The organism is Candidatus Magnetaquiglobus sp. (assembly GCF_058402785.1).
This window is the reverse complement of sequence record NZ_JBZVFG010000025.1, coordinates 1-17,543: the sequence shown is the minus strand read 5'-3', so window position 1 is coordinate 17,543 and position 17,543 is coordinate 1. Positions and strand designations below refer to the sequence as shown.

Annotated in this window: 21 protein-coding genes, 1 tRNA gene and 1 pseudogene; 15 read left to right on the top strand and 8 right to left on the bottom strand. The window is 59.4% G+C overall.

The features are described from left to right. Positions 1-5 precede the first annotated feature (5 nt). Positions 6-1,451 (bottom strand): cytochrome b N-terminal domain-containing protein, encoded by a 1,446-nt coding sequence (locus tag ACV4UY_RS09905; RefSeq protein ID WP_491607437.1) that lies wholly within the window; start codon positions 1,449-1,451, stop codon positions 6-8. Between the two features lie 368 nt (positions 1,452-1,819). On the opposite strand from ACV4UY_RS09905, the gene cysE reads away from it, so the two are divergent. From cysE to arfB, 12 genes are all read left to right on the top strand, one after another. Further along, positions 1,820-2,527 (top strand): serine O-acetyltransferase, encoded by a 708-nt coding sequence (gene cysE, locus ACV4UY_RS09900; protein WP_491607436.1) that lies wholly within the window; start codon positions 1,820-1,822, stop codon positions 2,525-2,527. A 9-nt stretch (positions 2,528-2,536) separates the two neighbouring features. Continuing rightward, positions 2,537-2,989: an Rrf2 family transcriptional regulator gene (locus tag ACV4UY_RS09895; protein WP_491607435.1), complete on the top strand. Its 453-nt coding sequence runs from the start codon at positions 2,537-2,539 to the stop codon at positions 2,987-2,989. Next, positions 2,986-4,131 (top strand): cysteine desulfurase family protein, encoded by a 1,146-nt coding sequence (locus ACV4UY_RS09890; protein WP_491607434.1) that lies wholly within the window; start codon positions 2,986-2,988, stop codon positions 4,129-4,131. The genes ACV4UY_RS09895 and ACV4UY_RS09890 overlap by 4 nt, the downstream gene beginning before the upstream one ends. Beyond that, positions 4,128-5,339, top strand: a complete 1,212-nt coding sequence (locus ACV4UY_RS09885; protein ID WP_491607433.1) for an IscS subfamily cysteine desulfurase — start codon at positions 4,128-4,130, stop codon at positions 5,337-5,339. Before ACV4UY_RS09890 ends, ACV4UY_RS09885 begins: the two co-directional genes overlap by 4 nt. 52 nt (positions 5,340-5,391) lie before the next feature. Then, complete coding sequence (gene iscU / locus ACV4UY_RS09880; RefSeq protein ID WP_420905089.1) at positions 5,392-5,778, top strand: Fe-S cluster assembly scaffold IscU; 387 nt, start codon at positions 5,392-5,394, stop codon at positions 5,776-5,778. A 4-nt stretch (positions 5,779-5,782) separates the two neighbouring features. After that, the gene (locus ACV4UY_RS09875) at positions 5,783-6,124 is read left to right on the top strand and encodes a HesB/IscA family protein (protein WP_491607432.1); all 342 of its coding nucleotides are present in this window, start codon (positions 5,783-5,785) and stop codon (positions 6,122-6,124) included. Beyond that, positions 6,124-6,747, top strand: coding sequence for a Fe-S protein assembly co-chaperone HscB (gene hscB, locus ACV4UY_RS09870; protein ID WP_491607431.1), 624 nt, complete (start codon positions 6,124-6,126; stop codon positions 6,745-6,747). The genes ACV4UY_RS09875 and hscB overlap by 1 nt, the downstream gene beginning before the upstream one ends. A 96-nt stretch (positions 6,748-6,843) precedes the next feature. Beyond that, complete coding sequence (gene hscA / locus ACV4UY_RS09865; protein WP_491607430.1) at positions 6,844-8,730, top strand: Fe-S protein assembly chaperone HscA; 1,887 nt, start codon at positions 6,844-6,846, stop codon at positions 8,728-8,730. A 103-nt stretch (positions 8,731-8,833) separates the two neighbouring features. Continuing rightward, the gene (locus tag ACV4UY_RS09860; protein WP_420906108.1) at positions 8,834-9,175 is read left to right on the top strand and encodes a 2Fe-2S iron-sulfur cluster-binding protein; all 342 of its coding nucleotides are present in this window, start codon (positions 8,834-8,836) and stop codon (positions 9,173-9,175) included. Then, on the top strand, positions 9,172-9,363 hold the full coding sequence (gene iscX / locus ACV4UY_RS09855) for a Fe-S cluster assembly protein IscX (protein ID WP_491607429.1): 192 nt from the start codon (positions 9,172-9,174) through the stop codon (positions 9,361-9,363). The genes ACV4UY_RS09860 and iscX overlap by 4 nt, the downstream gene beginning before the upstream one ends. Positions 9,364-9,558: 195 nt before the next feature. Continuing rightward, a tRNA-Lys gene (locus tag ACV4UY_RS09850) sits at positions 9,559-9,634 on the top strand. 491 nt (positions 9,635-10,125) lie between these two features. After that, on the top strand, positions 10,126-10,542 hold the full coding sequence (gene arfB / locus ACV4UY_RS09845; protein WP_491607428.1) for an alternative ribosome rescue aminoacyl-tRNA hydrolase ArfB: 417 nt from the start codon (positions 10,126-10,128) through the stop codon (positions 10,540-10,542). A gap of 822 nt (positions 10,543-11,364) precedes the next feature. Here arfB and ACV4UY_RS09840 read toward each other — a convergent pair. From ACV4UY_RS09840 to ACV4UY_RS09810, 7 genes and pseudogenes are all read right to left on the bottom strand, one after another. Next, positions 11,365-11,643, bottom strand: a pseudogene (locus tag ACV4UY_RS09840) (integration host factor subunit beta); the annotation flags it as partial. Between the two features lie 160 nt (positions 11,644-11,803). Next, a complete protein-coding gene (locus tag ACV4UY_RS09835; RefSeq protein ID WP_491607427.1) occupies positions 11,804-12,214 on the bottom strand; it encodes a hypothetical protein in 411 nt (136 codons plus the stop codon). Further along, positions 12,211-13,527 (bottom strand): recombinase family protein, encoded by a 1,317-nt coding sequence (locus tag ACV4UY_RS09830; protein WP_491607426.1) that lies wholly within the window; start codon positions 13,525-13,527, stop codon positions 12,211-12,213. The genes ACV4UY_RS09835 and ACV4UY_RS09830 overlap by 4 nt, the downstream gene beginning before the upstream one ends. Then, positions 13,524-13,967: a DUF2924 domain-containing protein gene (locus ACV4UY_RS09825; RefSeq protein WP_491607425.1), complete on the bottom strand. Its 444-nt coding sequence runs from the start codon at positions 13,965-13,967 to the stop codon at positions 13,524-13,526. Before ACV4UY_RS09825 ends, ACV4UY_RS09830 begins: the two co-directional genes overlap by 4 nt. Beyond that, a complete protein-coding gene (locus tag ACV4UY_RS09820) occupies positions 13,964-14,152 on the bottom strand; it encodes a hypothetical protein (protein ID WP_491607424.1) in 189 nt (62 codons plus the stop codon). Before ACV4UY_RS09820 ends, ACV4UY_RS09825 begins: the two co-directional genes overlap by 4 nt. Positions 14,153-14,166: 14 nt before the next feature. After that, entirely contained in the window at positions 14,167-14,379 is a 213-nt protein-coding gene (locus ACV4UY_RS09815; protein ID WP_491607423.1) for a helix-turn-helix domain-containing protein, read from the bottom strand. Positions 14,380-14,552: 173 nt separating this feature from the next. Next, a complete protein-coding gene (locus ACV4UY_RS09810; RefSeq protein WP_491607422.1) occupies positions 14,553-15,203 on the bottom strand; it encodes a S24 family peptidase in 651 nt (216 codons plus the stop codon). Positions 15,204-15,384: 181 nt separating this feature from the next. On the opposite strand from ACV4UY_RS09810, the gene ACV4UY_RS09805 reads away from it, so the two are divergent. The 3 genes from ACV4UY_RS09805 to ACV4UY_RS09795 all read left to right on the top strand — a co-directional run. Further along, positions 15,385-15,957 (top strand): hypothetical protein, encoded by a 573-nt coding sequence (locus ACV4UY_RS09805; RefSeq protein ID WP_491607421.1) that lies wholly within the window; start codon positions 15,385-15,387, stop codon positions 15,955-15,957. A 164-nt stretch (positions 15,958-16,121) separates the two neighbouring features. Next, the gene (locus ACV4UY_RS09800) at positions 16,122-16,715 is read left to right on the top strand and encodes a hypothetical protein (protein WP_491607420.1); all 594 of its coding nucleotides are present in this window, start codon (positions 16,122-16,124) and stop codon (positions 16,713-16,715) included. Then, a partial coding sequence (locus tag ACV4UY_RS09795) for an ATP-binding protein (protein WP_491607419.1) occupies positions 16,715-17,543 on the top strand: 829 nt, incomplete at its 3' end. The genes ACV4UY_RS09800 and ACV4UY_RS09795, both read left to right, overlap by 1 nt.

Sequence of the window (17,543 nt, the reverse complement as noted above, 5' to 3'; positions counted from 1 at the left end):
AAGGTTCAGGCCGAGGGTTGCAGGGAGCGACGAAACGCTTCCAACCGACGCGCCAACTCGGCGCGCTCACCCGAGGAGTTGGAGACGCGGAATTCGGTCACCCGACTCTTCTCCACCCGTTTCAACAGCTTCGGTTCGCGCTCGCCGGCCAGACGCTGCTCGGTCCAGGTATTCCCGATGCGGTGATAGCAGTCCCCGTTGCGGCACCCGGTGATGAACACGCCATCCGCGCCGTTCTTCAACACATAATCCACCATCGACGGCGGCAGCATGCCGCTGCACGGCAGGTTGACCACCGCCACCCCCGATTCTCCCATGGTGGTGACATCGGCCCCATGCTCGCATCCGAACAGAATCACCCGATTCTCCCCGGTCAACGCGGCCAGCTTGACCTTGACCTCCTCGCGCAGGGAATCGACCGTGAACCAGGGCATTTCGATGCCGGATTTCAGGGTCGTGTTGGCCATGCGGAAGGGGCTCGAGGAGACGCACGAACCGCTACAGATGCCGCAGGCGGTACACAAGGTGGGATTGACCGTGGGCTCGAACGGGAACTTCTTGCCATCGGAGCGCGGCTGCATGCTGATGGAGCCATACGGGCAGTCCTTGGCGCACTGACCGCACCCGTGGCATTGGGTGAGTTCCACCTCGGCGCAGGGTTTCTCCTTTTTGGAAGGGAGCCACGGCAACATCATCAACAGAACGGTGACGCCGGTGGCGATCGACCAGGCCCAGCCCGGCCCCAGCACATCCACCAACGGGTAGATGTTGAGATAGAACCAGTCCAGATGCAGCACCACCGGCGCGTGACCGGCCTGCACCGGGGCATGGCTGACCGCCGGTTTGAGGATGGAGAGGGCCAGCAGGGTCAAAAAGGCGCCGGTGGCCAGAGCGCGGGGCGGATTGAAGTCGATCTGGCTGATGCGGCTGACATGGGTCCAGAGCAGGAAAACCAGGGCGATCGGCAGACCCAACAGATGCAGGAAAGCCATCAGGGTGAAAAACCGGTCGGTGATCTGCCCGTCGAGGAAGTTGAACACCATGGCGCTCGGGATCAACGGGATCCAGTCCATCATCTCGGCGGTGGCCAGGGCCACGTATTGGGCCAACTGATCCCACACCAGCCAGTAACCGGTGATCCCGAGCACCACCACCAGCCACAAGGTCGGCACGCCGGTGAACCACGAAAACCAGCGCACTCCGCGATAGCGATCCCGAAACAGCTCCCGGAACATGTGGATGAAGATGGAGATCACCGCCGCGTCCGAGGCGTAGCGGTGCAGGCTGCGCATGATGCCGGCCAGCCACCACTGCTCGTGGGTGATGTACTCCACCGACGGGTAGGCCCCGGCGACGTTGGTCTCGAAGAAGATGAAGACGTAGATGCCGGAAATCAGGACGATCCAAAAGAAAAAGAATGTCAGGGATCCGAGGTGATAGAACGGGTTCAACCGGTTTTCAAATCCTTTGTTAAGCAGAAACTCCAAATACAGAATAACATTATTACATGTTTTGCGCAAGGCGTCCATCCTTCTGCCCCCGGTTTGCCTGTCTGAATGTTGAGTCGTTGACGTGGTTTCCATGCATGATTGGTTGATTTTTCGATCTCCATTATCGTTTTGCGAAATATGGCTATCACAACCCTCACCCGGCTGTCCACCTTTTTGTCCAGGTTTTTTTTTGTGCAATTGGGGAACTAATACTTGACAGAAAGGATCGGATTTAGACAAAATCTCCCGCGCGCCGAGTATGAGCATTTTCGCATATAAGCCGCATTCGGATTCCTAACCGAACCACCAAGCCCGCGGGATGTCCACCCATGTTTCAACGGATCAAACAGGATATCGAGGTAATCTTCCAGCGGGACCCCGCCGCCACCGGGGTCTGGGAGGTGATGCTCTGTTATCCGGGTCTGCATGCCATACTCGGCTACCGGCTGTGCCATTGGCTGTGGAATCGGAACTTCCGACTGTCGGCCCGCTTTCTGGCGCATCTCACCCGGCTTCTGACCGGAATCGAGATCCATCCGGCGGCCAGGATCGGTCAGCGCTTCTTCATCGATCACGGCATGGGCGTGGTGATCGGCGAAACCACCCACATCGGCGATGACGTCACCCTCTACCACGGAGTCACCCTGGGAGGAACGAGCTGGAATGTCGGCAAGCGTCACCCCACCCTAGGCAACGGCGTGGTGGTCGGGGCGGGCGCCAAGATCCTCGGCCCGATCACCATCGGCGCCAACGCGCGGGTCGGCTCCAACGCCGTGGTGGTGAGCGACGTGCCCGCCGACACCACCGTGGTGGGCGTGCCGGGACGTCTGGTGATGTCGAAATTCAAGAGCGCCGCGGCCAACGACTCCTTCTCTTCCTACGGCCAGAACAGCGGCGCGGTGGTCGATCCGGTGGGCAAGGCGGTCACCTGCCTTCTGGATCAAGTGCGCCACCTGGACGAGCGGGTCAAGCAACTCGAACACGAAAAGAAACTTTTGATGGAACGCCACCAGACCATGCCAGATGAGAAAAACTAAGGGGACGCCATGAAACTCACCACCAAGGGACGCTACGCGGTCACCGCCATGCTGGATCTGTGCTGCCAGGATGCCCACACCCCGGTCGCGCTGATCGACATCTCCAAGCGCCAGGAGATCTCCCTCTCCTACCTGGAACAGCTCTTCGCCAAGTTGCGGCGGCGCGGACTGGTGCGCAGCGTGCGCGGACCGGGCGGGGGATATCTGCTGGTGGCGCCCCCCTCGACCATCAGCGTGGCCGACATCATCCGCGCCGTGGACGAGCCGATCAAGGCCACCTCCTGCGATGAGAACGATCCGGAAGGGTGCCGAAAATCGACCCGTTGCATCACCCATCACCTCTGGGAGCGGGTCGGCATCCACATCAACAGCTATCTGGAGTCGATCCATCTGGGCACCCTGATCGAGGAGATCCGTGCCGGCGCCCTGGGACCTGCCGCCGGACACGGATTCCCGGCATGATCTACCTGGATCACAACGCCACCTCCCCTCCCCGTCCGGGGGTCGCCGAGGCGATGCTGGCCGCCATGACGGCCACGCATGGCAACCCCTCCTCCGTACACGGACCGGGACGGCGCGCCCGCCAGCTCCTGGACGACGCGCGCCGCGCCGTGGCGCGACTGGTGGGAACGCATGAGAGCCGGGTGATCTTCACCAGCGGCGGCACCGAGTCCAACCATCTGGCCATCCTCGGCATCGCCGAGACGGCGGATCACCCTGGAACCATCCTCACCAGCGCCATCGAACACCCCTCGGTGCTCAACCCCCTGGAACGACTCCAGGCGCGCGGCATGCGCGTGATCAAACTGCCGGTGGATGCCATGGGACGGGTCGATGTCCAGGACGTGGAACGGGCGCTCACACCGGATACCCGGCTGGTGTCGATCATGGCAGCCAACAACGAAACCGGGGTGCTGCAACCGATCGCCGCCATCGGCGCCTTGTGTCGGACGGCCAAGGTTCCGTTTCACTGCGATGCCACCCAGTGGTTCGGCAAGCTCCCCCTGAGGGTGGAGGCCATCGGCGCGGAACTGGTCACCCTGTCGGCCCACAAGTCCGGTGGTCCCAAGGGGTGCGGGGCGCTGATCGCCGGCGCCGCGCTTCGTCTGGCCCCACTCCTGCTGGGGGGCGGCCAGGAACGTGGACGCCGCTCCGGCACCGAAAATCTCCCCGGCATCGCCGGATTCGGCCTCTTGGCCGGCCAACTGGCGGGACGGATCGAAGAAGAGTCCCAACGCATCGAGGCGTTGCGAAAGAAAATGGAAAGAGAACTGTTGAAAAGCGTGCCGGATGCGATCATCCTTGGCGCCGACGCCGAGCGTCTGCCCAATACCACCGCCATGCTCATCCCCGGCGTGGACGGCGAAACCCTGGTGATGACCCTCGATCTGGCCGGCTTCGCCATCAGCAGCGGCGCGGCCTGCTCATCGGGCAAGAACAACCCATCCCATGTCCCCCTGGCCATGGGATGGACGCCGGAAGCGACACGGGGCATGGTGCGCGTCAGTCTCGGCTGGGAGACCACCGGGACGATGGTGGATTCCTTCATTTCAGCCTTTCAGCGGTCCGTGGATCGCCTGCGCAAAGGGAGTGCATTCGCATGAAACAACCCATCTACATGGATTATCAGGCCACCACCCCGGTGGATCCACGGGTGCTTGCCGCCATGCTGCCCTGGTTCGTGGAGAAATTCGGGAATCCGGCCTCGCGCTCCCATGCCTACGGCTGGGAGGCCGACGAAGCGGTGACCACCGCCCGCAAACAGGTCGCCGGCATCATCGGCGCCGACCATCGCGAGATCGTCTTCACCTCCGGAGCCACGGAGTCGGACAACCTGGCCATCTGGGGCGTGGCGCAATTCTACCGCGACAAGGGCAACCACATCATCACCCCCACCACCGAACACAAGGCGGTGCTCGACACCTGCCGCCATCTGGAGGCCGAAGGGTTCGAGGTGACCTACCTGCCGGTCGGCACCAACGGACTGATCGACCTGGCCACCCTGGAGGCCGCCATCACCCCGAAAACCATTCTGGTCTCGGTCATGGCGGTCAACAACGAAGTAGGCGTCATCCAACCCATCGCGGAGATCGGTCGTCTCTGCCGGATGAAAAAAATCTTCTTTCACTGCGACGCGGCTCAGGGGGTCGGCAAGATCCCGATCGATGTCAATGCCATGAACATCGATCTCTTGTCGATTTCGGCCCACAAAATCTACGGTCCCAAGGGGATTGGCGCCCTGTACGTGCGCCGTCAGCCGCGGGTGCGCATCAAGCCGTTCATGCATGGCGGCGGACACGAACGCGGCATGCGTTCCGGCACCCTCCCCACCCCGCTGCTGGTGGGACTCGGCGAGGCCTGCCGCCTAGCGAACGAGGAGATGACCCTCGAAACGACACGGCTGCTGGCCCTGCGCGAACGACTCAGAGAGGGAATCATGGGCCAGTTGACCCATGTGGCCCTCAACGGCGATCCGGTGCGACGGGTGGCCGGCAATCTGAACATCTCGTTCTCCTACGTCGAGGGAGAGTCCTTGATGATGGCCATCAAGGAGGTGGCGGTCTCCTCGGGATCGGCCTGCACTTCGGCATCGCTGGAACCCTCCTATGTGCTGCGTGCCATGGGGGTGGACGAGGAGCTGGCCCACACCTCGATCCGCTTCGGCCTGGGCCGTTTCACCACCGCCGAGGAGGTGGATCATGTGATCGGCATCGTGGTCGGCGCCGTGAACAAACTGCGCGAAATGTCCCCGCTGTGGGAGATGGTCCAGGATGGCGTGGACCTGAAAACCTTGCAGTGGGCATCGCATTAATCGTGATCATTTGACCGTCTGGCATTCACAAGGGACGATTGGAGAGACCAAGATGGCATACAATGAAAAAGTGCTCGATCATTACGAGAATCCCCGCAACGTCGGCAGCCTCGACAAGGGCGATGCCCAGGTGGGTACCGGCATGGTGGGCGCGCCGGCCTGCGGCGATGTGATGAAACTCCAGATCCGCGTCAACGAGGACGGGATCATCGATGACGCCAAATTCAAGACCTTTGGCTGCGGATCGGCGATCGCCGCCTCCTCGCTGGTCACCGAATGGGTCAAGGGCAAGAGCATCGACGAGGCGCTGGCGATCAAGAACAAGGACATCGCCGATGAACTGGCCCTGCCACCGGTCAAGATCCACTGTTCGGTGCTGGCCGAGGATGCCATCAAATCCGCGGTGGCCGACTACCGGAGCAAACAGAAAGGAGCATGATGCCATGACCATCACGCAAGCAGGCGTTTCCTTGACCGAACGGGCCGCCCGTCAGGCCAAGGCCATGCTGGCCAAACGCGGCACGCCGGATGCGGCGATCCGCATCGGCACCTCCACTGCGGGCTGCTCGGGATTCTCCTACAAACTGGAGTATGCCGATCAGGTGGCCGAATCCGATCAGGTGTACGAATCGTTCGGGGTGAAGGTGGTGATCGACGGCAAGTCGGCGGTGATCCTCGACGGCACGCTGGTGGATTTCGAATCCTCGCCGTTCAAGTCCGGCTTCAAGTTCAGCAATCCCAAGGAGAAGGAACGCTGCGGCTGCGGCGAATCCTTCAAGGTGTGATGATCGCCAACGCGCCCATGATCTGCTGGTCCTGCCGGGGTCCGACCCCGGCAGGACTCTTCTGCGCCACCTGTCGGACGATTCTGCCACCCGTGGCGGGCGAGGATTTTTTTCAGCTGTTTGACATCTCTCCCGGCTTCGAGCCGGATCTTGCCGCCCTGGAACGGCGCTACCGCGACTTGCAGAAACAGCTCCATCCGGACTTCTTCGCCCATCGCTCCGGCACGGAACGGCGTCTCTCGCTGGAGTGGACCACCCGCATCAACGAAGCCTGGCAGACCCTGAGCGATCCGGTGGCACGCGCCGGCTACCTGTTGCGGCTGGCCGGCTGGCATGCGGAGCGTCCGTCGGTGGATCCGGCGTTTCTCGAGGAGGTGATGGAGCTGCGCGAGGCCCTGGAGTCGGTGGATCCCCACGCCGCCGACGCCATCCCCCGCCTGGCCACCCTGAAAACCGATGCCCGGCGGCGTCTGGATGCGGAAGTGGCGCGGGTGGCGGCTCTGTTCCGCGGCAACGGGGAGTCATCCCTGGCCGAAATCGTCCGTCATGTAGATCGCATGCGCTATCATCGGCGCTATCTGGAGGAGTTGGATCGTCTGGAGGATCGGGCGTTCGATCCGTAGTCGCGATCCACGCGCCGGAAGTCGGGATCGCCAACCGCGCCCGTCCCCTCCCCGATCGGTTGTCACCCTTGATCACGAGCAGGCAACGAAACACCCATGGACATTCTGCTGGACATCATGGAACCGGGCCAATCCCCGCTCCCCCACGAAAGCGGACCAGGCAGCCGCAAGCGGGTGGTCGGTATCGACCTGGGCACCACCTTCTCGCTGGTGGCCGCCATCGGCATCGATGGCAATCCGTCGTGCATCCCGGACGAAAACGGGGTCCAGGCCACCCCCTCGGTGGTCCACTACGGCCCCAAGAGCAGCGTGCTCGTCGGCTGGCCGGCCCGGGAACTGTTGGTCCAACACCCGGAATCCACCATCGCCTCGGTGAAACGGTACATGGGACGCGGGGTGGAGGAGATCCGCAACCGCTCCGGCGCCCTGCCCCACACCCTGGAAGCGGGTGAAGGGGGCATGGTGCGCATCCTGGCGGGAGAGGCCAGGGTCTCGCCGGTGGAGGTGTCGGCGGAGATCCTCAAACAGCTCAAGCATCGCGCCGAGGATGCCCTGGGTGGCAAACTCCAGGGTGCGGTGATCACCGTGCCGGCCTATTTCGACGACGCGCAACGCCAGGCCACCAAGGATGCCGCCCGCGTGGCCGGTCTGGAGGTGCTGCGTCTGCTCAACGAACCGACCGCCGCCGCGCTGGCCTACGGCCTGGACAAGGGACACGAAGGACTCTACGCCATCTATGACCTGGGAGGAGGCACCTTCGACATCTCGTTGCTGAAACTGGAAAAAGGGCTGTTTCAGGTGATGGCCACGGGCGGAGATTCGGCTCTGGGCGGCGATGATCTGGATCAATGGATCGTCGATCGGCTGCTCGCCGGAATGGAGATCACCCACCCGGATCCCACCCTGATCCAGAAATGTCGCAAGCTGGCGCGGGAGATCAAGGAGCGTCTCTCCAGCGAAACCGAGGTCACCTTCGAGATTCCCGATCCCGCATTCCCCATCCAAAACAGGATATTGACCCGCGCGGCGTTCGAGGAGGGCGTCCGCGATCTGGTGTGGCGCACGATTCCGATCTGCCGGCGGGTATTGAAGGATGCCGGAGTCGCCCCGGATGCCCTGCAAGGGGTGGTGCTGGTGGGCGGATCGACACGGGTGCCGTTGGTGCGGCGCATGGTGGCAGAGTTCTTCGCCCGCGAACCGCTGGTGGATCTGGATCCGGATCAGGTGGTGGCGTTGGGCGCAGCCCATCAGGCCGAGGTGTTGGCCGGCAACGAGCCTGCCGAAATGCTGCTGCTGGATGTGACCCCCTTGTCGCTCGGCATCGAAACCATGGGCGATCTGGTGGAAAAGATCGTGCCGCGCAACACGCCGATTCCCACCGCCCGCGCCCAGGAGTTCACCACCTTCAAAGATGGACAGACCGCGATGGCGGTGCATGTGGTGCAGGGGGAGCGGGAGTTGGCCAGTCAGTGCCGCTCGCTGGCCCGTTTCGAATTGCGCGGCATTCCGCCCATGACCGCCGGCGCGGCGCGGATCCGGGTCACCTATCAGGTGGACGCGGATGGACTGCTGACGGTCTCGGCCCGCGAGGAGACCACCGGGGTGGAGCAGTCGATCGCGGTGAAGCCCTCTTATGGCCTGACGGACGACGAGATCGCCGACATGTTGCGGGATGCGATGCGCCATGGCGAGGCGGACATGCTCGCCCGTCTGCTCAACGAGGCGCGGGTGGAGGCGAACCGGGTGCTGGCCGCCGCGGAGGCGGCCTTGCGCGAGGATGGAGATCTGTTGAACGAAACGGAAACCCATCAGGTCAAGACGGCGATGCTGACGCTTTGGGAAGCGACTCAGGGGGATTCGGCGGATGCCATCAACGAACGGGTGGGCCGAATGGATGTCCAGACGCGTTTTTTTGCCCAACGACGGATGGATCGGAGCTTGCAGAAAGCGATGACCGGTCGCAAGGTGGATGATTTCGGATGAGGTCGTCCGATGTTGACCGGTCGCAGGATGGTTTCGGATAAGGTTGTCCGATGTTGACCGGTCGCAAGGCGGATGATGTTTCATGAACGAGCGAGGTGAACCAATGATCCATGTAACCTTTCTTCCCGACAACCGCACCGTGGAGGCCGAAGCTGGCGACACGTTGCTGGAGGTGGCGCACAACCACCACATCCCCCTCGAGGGGGCGTGCGAAGGGGCGTTAGCCTGTTCGACCTGTCATGTGATCGTGGCCCCGGAGTGGATCGACCGGCTGGACCCGGCGGATGAACGCGAGGAGGACATGCTCGACAAGGCGTTCGGTCTGACCGCCACCAGTCGTCTGGGATGTCAGATCGTGTTGGACGAGACGTTGGACGGTCTGGTGGTGACCATACCGCCCTATTCGGTGAACATCAGCGTGGACAAGAAGGGAGCCCGTTCATGAAGTGGACCGATACCCATGAGATCGCCATCGCGCTGGCCGACTCGATGCCGGACCAGGATCCGATGGCGGTGCGTTTCACGGAGTTGATGGGATGGGTGATGGAGTTGCCCGGCTTCAACGACACGCCGGAGCGGTGCAACGAAAAGATCCTGGAAGCGATCCAGATGGCCTGGATGGACGAGATGTAACCGTGTTGTCCGGCCAGGAGCGGATCACGCCGCATGCACGACCGCCCGATTTGGGGAGCGCCCGAAAAAAATCGCCCGCAACACACATTTCCGGTTCACATCCACCCTGCCGCGTGCTATCATGATGGTTTCTTGATTCCGCCGAACCTTTCAACTCTGTCTCCCCGACAGACCCCCTTCGGCGCGAAGCGGGATGGGCCGTTAGCTCAGTTGGTAGAGCAGCAGACTTTTAATCTGCGGGTCACAGGTTCGACTCCTGTACGGCTCACCATTAAAGTTTTACAAGATTTTCTTGCCTCAATAGCCGCCCTTTCAGGGCGGCTATTTTTTTGGAAAAAATTCCAATATTTTCAATAGATAGCCAAACCGGTTTGGAAACACACTTGGTTGGAAACCGGACCCGCAGGAGTCGAAAACCGGCCTTTCTCCCTTCTCCCTGGCGACATTCTCCAAAAGCTATGGACCGTTCACATGAAGTGGCCTGGAATTTTGGACCGAACTTTTGCCTTGAAAATCAATGAACAACGCAGACCTGTTTTTTGGACCATTTTGGAAGTGCCATTGGTCGGCAATAAAGAGTTGAACATGTGTCTGGTTTGATGTTACCTTGTCAAGCAATGCATTTTCATGTGTAATTTACAAATTTTACATCATAAGATATTATTTTTCTGCCATGACCGTTCCACGCAAACACGATCCATCTTTGGGCCTTCCTCCCGTCTCTCCCGACGTTTATGATCCCTTTCTTCTGGGAGTGAGGTGATGGCCACAACGGTATGCGTCCCTGATGGGGAGATTCGGCTGGAGTTCGTGCGGGCCTCGGGTCCGGGCGGCCAGAACGTCAACAAGGTCGCCACGGCGGTGCAACTGCGCTATGACGCGGCCAACTCCGCGATCCTCACCCCGGCGGTCCGGGAACGGTTGGTGCGCCTGGCAGGAAGCCGCATGACGGACGAGGGGGTGCTGGTGCTGGACGCCCGCCGCCATCGGACCCAGGAACGCAACCGGCAGGATGCCCTGGAGCGACTGGACCACCTGATCCGGCAGGCCATGGTAGAACCTGTCACGCGCAGACCGACCCGCCCGACCCGAGCCAGTCGCATGCGTCGCCTGGAAGCCAAGAGTCACCGTGCCGAGATCAAGCAAGGGCGGTTCGGGATCTCAAACTGTGACTGGTGAACAGCCTGGAAAGTGGTGACCGATTCGTGACAGGCGTCTTGGCGTCGGTGTTGGCCCCAAACGACCCACGTTCGCGCCGGGGCAATTGCCGGTGCAACGGTTGCCAAAGCCGTTATGCGGCCACAAATGACGGTACTGGAACCCGGTTTGACAGAGTCGTCCCAGACGAGACGCAAGCCCAAGAGAGGCTTGGAGGGTTCATATTTTCCCTTTACCTCCACAGGTTTCGCAAACCCTGTAACAACACCCTTCCCGGCAGCACTTTTTGGGTGGGTTGTGAAATCTTTCTCCCACACCACCACAATCGGGGCAGACAACCATTTGGCCTTTTCTGGCTTTAGAATTTTTAGGTTTGCCCAATCCCAAGGCCAACATCGACTGCTGACACGGAAGGCAATGGGATGCGCTGCTGTTTTCATCGATAATCTCGTCACACCGAACGCATAATTTGGCCATAGTTCTCCAGTTATTGGCTGAGCGCCTCGCATACCGTTTCAATGATCGACTAGGTCAAAAAAACTGACTTGATATCCTATTGCCGGGCCGACATCAAGCAAGGGCGGCGCGGAGTGTCACTCTGCGACGGGTGAAGAGACGGCGGGTATTGGTCAAAACCCTGTTGCGCCAGACTGGCGCCCCAGTCAGCCCACGTTCGCACCGGGCCGTTCACTGGTACACATGCCGCACTGCCCCATGTCAGTCGGCCCGTGCGCCAATGTGGTGGCGCGTGCGTCTCTATCGGACATGGAAGCGTTGAGACGAGAGATGGAGAAAGAACTACCGGAAGGGTGCTACGGTACGACGGTGCGTGTTACGCCAGGGTCAAATATCCACCCTCTTGCGCAACTCCATACCTGCTTTGAAAAATAGAACCCGTTTGGCGTCCACCTGGACATGGTCGCCCGTCTTGGGATTGCGACCATCCCGTGCATGACGACTCTTGATCCCGAAGCTACCGAACCCCCTCAACTCCACCCGATCACCCTGTTTCAGAGATGAACTCATGGTGTCGAAAAGGGTGTTGACCGCCACTTCGGTCTCCTGGCGTGAAACTTCCATTTTTGCCGCAATCGCTCTGATCAGATCTGATTTGGTCATGTTCTGCCCTTTCTGAAGAAAAGCCGGCCCTCATTCCCAATTCGCCATGGGGAAAGGTTCCAACAATTTTGACAGAAAAGTAGCAGAAAAACAATGGCGAGGAATTTTTGTGCGGAATGTCGCCGTCCCAGGGGCAAACCTAAAGCGACGACATGGGATTTGATCAAACCGGGGCCGAAATGCCCCAACGTTTCCTCTGCTCACTCCAGAGCATGGGAAACGGATGCTTCAGCTCCTGCCATGTCAGAACATCCGGCTGCCGTCCGTCCAGGATGGTCTCCACGATGTCCGGTGCCAACAGCGTCAGGTTCAGGATCTTGGAGACATAGGAAATGTCGAGATTTTCTTTCTCAGCCAACTCCCTGACCGATCTGAACTTGCCTCCCTCCAACTGGCGCAACCAATGGTGCGCCTTGACCACATGTTTCAACAAAGCGCCATCACGCGGTGAGGATGGTGGGGAGACATCCAATCCTTCCGGCGCAATGATCTTCGTGCGCCCACCCCGCCACCGCATCTGCATGGGAATGCTGACGACGATGGTCTTGCCGTCTCTACTCAATTCTGCCTTCATGCCGCACGCTCCTTTTTGCTCCAAATGTCGGTCAATTCGCGGGCCAGGGTATCCAGCCCCTCGGCGCGCAAATGCACTTTTAGCTCACCCTTTGCCACATCCACCCTGGAGATAAGCAGCGTGATCAGCCGATGTTGTTCCACCGGGAAAAGCTCCTCCCACACCGGATCCAACCGCCGCAAGGCCTCCCCCACATCGCGCTCCTCGATCCCATCCGCAGACTGCCACGTCTTGACGATCATCTCCGGCGATCTCAACATGGTGCGCACCTGACCGACCACCATGGCTTCGATCTCTCCGGCGGGCACGGATTTCAAATTGCAAAACTCATGACCATTCTTCCTGGCGTTCTGACAAGTGTAGTAACGGTACAATCGGCCACCGTTTTTCCGGGTGAAACTGGGACTCATGGCCCGTTCACAAGACTGGCAACGGACGATCCCCTTCAGAACAGCATCGGACTGAACCCGACAGGAGGAAACCTGCCGACGGGTGTTGTCGGCCAACGTCTGATGCACCTTGTCCCATGTCTCCTGGTCTATGATCGCCTGGTGTTCGCCGGGGAACACCTCATCCCTCATGGTGATCTCTCCCAGGTAGAGACGATTGGACAGGATCCGATAGATGTACCCCTTGTCCATCAGGCTGCCGTTTTTGCCCGTGGCACCGGCCTCGGCCAGTTCTTTGACCATCTGGGTGACGGAACCGCCCTCCGCGACGCGCTGAAAGATGAGCCGGATCGTTTTCGCCTCCTCGGGCACAATGAGCAGTTTCCGTTCACGCACTTCATACCCGAGGGGCAAATGCCCGCCCATCCAGATCCCTCTGCGCTTCGATGCCGCGAACTTGTCCCGGATGCGCTCGGCTGAGATTTCGCGCTCAAATTGCGCAAACGAAAGTAATATGTTGAGCGTCAGACGCCCCATAGATGTGGTGGTGTTGAAGGCTTGCGTGATGCTGACAAAGGTGACGTTACGCCGATCGAACGACTCAACCACTTTAGAAAAATCCATCAGCGAGCGAGTCAGCCGATCCAGTTTGTAGACCACCACCACGTTGATTTTGCCCGCCTCGATGTCTGTCATGAGTCGTTTCAAGGCAGGCCGTTCCAGGCTGCCACCCGAAAATCCGCCATCGTCATAGCGGTCGGGAATCAGAAACCAACCTTCGGATTTTTGGCTGGCGATGTAGGCCTCGCACGACTCCCGTTGGGCATCGAGGCTGTTGAACTCCATGTCCAACCCTTCATCGGTGGACTTGCGGGTATAGACCGCGCAACGCACTTTTGGCGTTTCTGGTTTTTTGATACTCATACCTTTTCTCCCTGGCGACGCACGCCCCAAAACACAAAGCCGTTCCATTTTGTGCCGGTAATGGCAGTAGCCACCGCCGACAGGCTCCCGAATTTGCGTCCCTGGTATTCAAAACCTTCATCCAGCACCGTGCAGCGGTGTTCAGATCCTTTCCACTCCCGGACCAACTGCGTTCCCGGAAGGAGTCGATCTCCCGACGGACGTTTCAGTTCCTTCGGCCCTTCCTCTTCGGTGGCCAGTCGTTCCATCCGTTTTTCGCTCTTTGCCTGAAGCCCTCCCAAAGACAGTTCTTGAAGTCGGTGCGCCAAGCGTTTCACCAGAAAGGTCCGGTTGAAGGCTGGCGGCTCCGTCTGGTGCAACTCTTTCCACATTTTCTTCAACTCTTCAGTGGTCATGCCCGGCAGGGCCGCCACCTGCTTGATCACGCTGATACTGTTCATGCCCTTCCTCCTCTGGTTGATTTTTGACCATAAGGGCATTGGTTGGCCGACTTATCAACTCGGATTTTCTCCAGTTTTTCTTTTTCTTTCAGGCGCTTGATAGCCGTGGCCAGGATGGCGGCGGCCTCGTCAAGTCGGGCTTCGGTAGTCATATCGTCGGGGTGAGCAGCAGCGGTGTCGAACATGAGATGGGCTCACATCAGTTTTCGGCAGGCTGCATGAAAAATTCGACCATGTCGGCAATTGGCACTCCGGCGGCTTTGGCCAGGGAGCGCATGCGATTCGGACGAGGGGTGCGGGTTTTGTAGATGTATTGGCGCTGAATTGTGGCAATCGGAATGCCGGCCTGTTTGGCAAAGATCTCGCGATCCCTGCGCGACAGGCCGCTGAAGTGGTCTCTCAGGCTGAACATGGCTGTTCTCCTTTCAGATGAAGTTTGGGGGATGCCCAGGTTCTATCACCTGAATAAACAGCCTGTCAATGCAAAAATCATCTCATAAGTGAATCTTCTGAAAGCGTGATCTGGTCATGCCAAACGTCCATTCATTCTCTCCAAGACAAAATCGTCTCTCTGATGAATGACCTTTACAGTTCACGCCCCAACCACACCACGCGCCCCAAAATCTGAAAATCACCCTCCATACTGGTATCGACCGCAAAGGCAGGATACTCGGCAGCGTTGTCACTGACCACCTGCACCTTCCCGCCAGGAAGACGCTGCAACCGTTTGACGTGGAGCATGCCGTCGTAGCGTAACACATAAATTTGACCGCTCTTGATCTCCACTTCCGAGGTGTTGATCAGAAGAACCGCTCCGTCCGGAATAGTCGGCGTCATGGAGTCTCCCTTTGCCCGAATGACTCCCAGGGCAGACTGCTGAAATCCTCGGGCAAACATCCAATCTTGCCGAAAAAACAACTCCTTCACCCGTTCTTCGCTCTCTACGAATCGGCCATGACCGGCACTGGCTTCGACATCGAAAACCGGAACGGAGACCGCATCGATTCTTTCCCCTTCGCCATCCTCACCATGTCGCTGATCCAGCCAGCCGTAAGGCAGACCGGCAGCCACTTCAATTCTTCTGGCCAGTTTTGGACCGACCGGCTTTCCAATCGTATAGGCGTGAAAAAGGGATGGACTCATTTCAATGGCCGTGGCCATCGCCTTCTTCACGCCGCCCCACCGCTCCTCCAGCAACCGCAAGAGATGGTCTCGTCTGATGTCATAAACGTCCATGCTGGTTTCACTCCTTGTTGGTGAATTCTGATTTTGCATGGATTTTAGCATGTTTCATCAAAATGATGAAAGAAAAAAATACCAAACAGATTGACAATGGGTTGAACGGTTTGGTATAGCCTTCTTCATCTTGAGGGTTACAATATTTTCATCATTTTGATGAAAACAGCGCTGGGCAGTGATGCTGTTCGCAAGCAAAAATCACTGGTTAGGTGTCGTCGAGATCCTATTAATGGAGAGCACAACAATGAACACTCAAAATTCAATCCACGCAATGCCGGATCCATCAAAAATACCACTCACCCTCGATCAACTGCGGCAGATGCCGGTGGGCGCCGTCGCGGCCCTGCCGATTCGGGAACTGGCCCGGCTGCAACAGGAGGCATCCAAGGCCATGGGCCGGATCAAACTTGTCAACGACCTGCTGGATGGCGTTTTCGCACGCCGCTTCGGTGACCAGGCCGCCACCATCCGCCGGGAGGGAGGAAAAGAGTTCGGCATGATCCGCTTTCAGGACGGTGAGGTGGAGATCGCGATGGACGTGCCCAAGCGTCCCTCCTGGGATCAGGAGAAGTTGGCCGGGATCGTCCAGACCATCCGGGAAGCCGGGGACACCCCCGATCAATACGTGAAAATTGTCTATGACGTGGATGAGCGGAAGTTTACCTCTTGGCCGGACAGCATCCGCCGGGTGTTTGAACCGGCTCGCACCGTCAAGCAGGGGAAGGCATCCTTCAAGCTCACTCTGCTTTGAGATTTAGCAAGTCAATGCCAGGCGTGGCAAGGCGGGGCTAGGCAAGGCCCGGTGCGGCTCGGCAGGGATCGGCAATGCAAGGCAGTGCGTGGCAAGGCACAGCAAAGCGCGGATTTAATAAAAATGATTGATATTTTTGACCTCAACAACCAGGGAGAATTCTCATGAAACGACTCACAATTGGCATCGAAGGCATGACGCCGCTGCTCTGCAACCGCTTCACCGATGCGGCCCAGATGGCCGCCACGGAAGGAACGCGCACCGGCATCGTGGGCAACAAGGGTACGCCTCGCGAGATCGCTGAAAGCAGGCTCTACATCGGCCATGACGGCAAATCCATGGTCCCGGCCCCCAATCTGTTCCGGGCCATCATTGATGCCGGACGGTTCTTCAAGGCGGGCAAGTCCCTCATCACCACCCAAAAATCGTCCTTAATCCCGGCATGCGTCGCCATTGAGGAGATCGAATTGCCCCTGGAGCACAGGGAACCGTGGATGGTGGACACCCGGGCCGTGCGCATTCCCTCCACCGGCGGACGCATCCTCTCCCATCGCCCCTGTTTCCAGGATTGGCGAGTGCGGTTCACGGTGCTCCTCGATGACGGACTCATCACCACCAAGTTGTTCCGCGAGATCGTGGATGCCGCCGGTTCCCGAATTGGCCTTGGTGATTTCCGTCCAGCGTGCAAAGGCCCCTTTGGGAGATTCGTCGTGACCCAGTGGGCGGTCGAAGAGATTGATCTGAAGGAAGCCGCATGATGTGCGCCCTCCCAATCGTCACTGCCGAACAGCGCATGGCCGAACGGCACGGCATCAAGGGGGTTCTCGTCGGGCCGGTCGGCATTGGCAAGACCTCCCAGCTTTGGACCCTGGACCCGCAGACCACATTGTTCATTGACATGGAAGCCGGAGATCTGGCCGTCGAAGGCTGGCCAGGAGATACCCTGCGCCCTCGCACCTGGGATGAAATCAGAGACTTTTCCGTTTTCATCGGTGGACCCAATCCGGCACTACGCAACGACCAGTATTACAGCACCGCCCATTACCAAGCCGCAGTGGCCGGGCTCGGCGATCCTGCCGTTCTGGACAAGTATGCAACGCTGTACTTCGACTCGATTACGGTGGCGGCGAGACTCTGCTTTCAGTGGTGCAAAGGGCAACCACAAGCGTTCAGTGAAAAAACCGGAAAGCCGGATCTGCGCGGTGCCTACGGACTGTTGGGCCAGGAAATGATCAATTGGTTGACCCACATCCAACACACCCGGAACAAGAATATCTGGTTCGTGGGCATCCTGAACAAGCTGCTGGACGACTTCAACCGCCCCTATTTCGCCTTGCAACTGGAGGGTTCCAAGACCGGGCTGGAACTCCCCGGCATCGTCGATCAGGTGATTACCATGGCGGAATTGCCGACCGAAAACGGCCAACTCTTCCGGGCCTTCATCTGCCACACCTTGAACCCCTGGGGCTACCCGGCCAAGGACCGCTCAGGTCGTTTGGCCATGGTGGAGGAACCCCACCTGGGACGCCTGATGACCAAAATTTCCGGCCCGGTGCGCCCGATCGAGGAACGCCTTGAATACGGTC